1 protein-coding gene and 1 pseudogene are annotated in these 1574 nt (G+C 70.4%); both read right to left on the bottom strand.

Annotated features, from left to right (window positions below):
* Window positions 1–941, bottom strand: a 941-nt coding sequence (locus OOT08_RS01055) for a tetratricopeptide repeat protein (RefSeq protein ID WP_325090736.1), incomplete at its 3' end; no start/stop codon positions are given.
* A pseudogene (locus tag OOT08_RS01060) lies at window positions 938–1574 on the bottom strand (glycosyltransferase); the annotation flags it as partial. The gene OOT08_RS01055 and the pseudogene OOT08_RS01060, both read right to left, overlap by 4 nt.

Below are 1574 nucleotides of genomic sequence, written 5' to 3' on the forward strand. Positions count from 1 at the left end.
ACCCGGGGGTCCTCGTGCCCGACGACCTCGAACAGCTCGACCAGCCGCTCGCGGATGCGGACCTGTTCCTCGCCCTCGCGCCGCGCAAACTCCTCGAGGAGCCGCACGAAACCGTCCTCGATGTGCCCGCCGGACACGTCGAGGTCGGCAACGTCGAGCTGCGCGTCGAGGCTGTCGGGCTCCGAACCCGCGCGGGCGCGGATCGCGTCCAGGGTCTTCCCCTGCAGGCGCAGGAGGAGGTTCACCTGGGCAAGTCCGGCGCGGGCGTCATCGTCGCGAGGGTTCTGCTGGATGGCCTGCTGGTACGCGGCCGAGGCGGCCGCGTAGTCGCCGCGCTCGATGGCGTCGAAGGCCTCGGCGTGCTTCGGCGGCAGCGGGGCCGGAGCGGGCTCGGCCCCCTCCTCGGGAGCGGCCAGATCCGGCGCGGCAACCCGCCCGGTGACGCCCTGCTGCTCCGCGAGCTGGAGGAGCTGCGCGAGCACCTGGCGCACCTGCTCCTCCGGCTGTGCGCCGGTGAAAAGCTGCACGGGCTGCCCCTTGACGAGGGCGACGACGAGCGGGATCGACTGCGCCTGGAAGGCCTGGGCGAGGCCCGGGTTGGCGTCCACGTCCACCTTCGCGAGGACGGCTCGGCCGCCCAGTTCGCGGGTGAGCTTTTCGAGGATCGGGCCGAGCGTCTTACACGGCTGGCACCACTCGGCCCACAGGTCGATGATCACGGGGACCACGTTCGACAGCTGCGCCACCTGGCTGAAGGTGTCGTCGGTGACGTCCATGATCACGGACGGGACGTCCACGGTCTGGCCGCCGCCGGGCTCGCCGCTCGCTTCGCGCGTGAGGCCGTCCGCGCCCGGGGTCTGCGCGCGGCGCGCGTTCTCCACGAGCGGGCTCAGGTCGATTCCGCCCCCGGGAACAAAACCGGGGTGTGACTGCTGACTCATTCGATACTCCCTGCACCTGTCATCTGGGTTGTCGAGCCCAGCACTCGAATTTTCTGGTCGCTGTCGGCGTTCGGCACGAAGAAGAGCAACTGGTGCTCGACCTGGAAGAACAGCGCTTTCTGCGAGTCCTTGATTCCCGAGAAGGCCGTGACCATCTCGTTCGCCTTCAGCAGTGGCTTGTCGTTGGTGGAGCGACCGATCCGGCGCTCGTCGATCGTGGCCACGACGAGGGCCCCGCCCTCGCCCGTGGACAGCGCGATCACCTCGGCGGGGTTCGGCAGCTCCTCGACGCTGTGCTTGACGAGCTGCTTCTCCTTGTCCGCCTCGGCCTGGGAGTTCTTCGCCCAGGCCAGGCCCGTGCTGGCGACGAGCGGGTCATCGCTCAGGTCGAAGGCGTCGGCCCCGCTGACCTCGACGCCCTGCTGCAGGATCTCGGCGTAGGTCGCGGCGACCTGCCCCGGGGCGAGGCGGAGGGTCTTCACGTCCTTGCCCAGGCGGGCGGTCCCCTCGCTCGCGGGGGCCGCTGCGGGCATGTCGATGCCGCCCCGAACCTCGATCACGGACTGCACCATGAAGTTCTGCTGCGGGGTGTCCTGCGTGAGCACGAGGGCCAGCGAGGGGCTGCTCGCGGCC

Source organism: Leucobacter sp. M11 (assembly GCF_035726885.1).
Lineage (GTDB): Bacteria > Actinomycetota > Actinomycetes > Actinomycetales > Microbacteriaceae > JAPFRB01.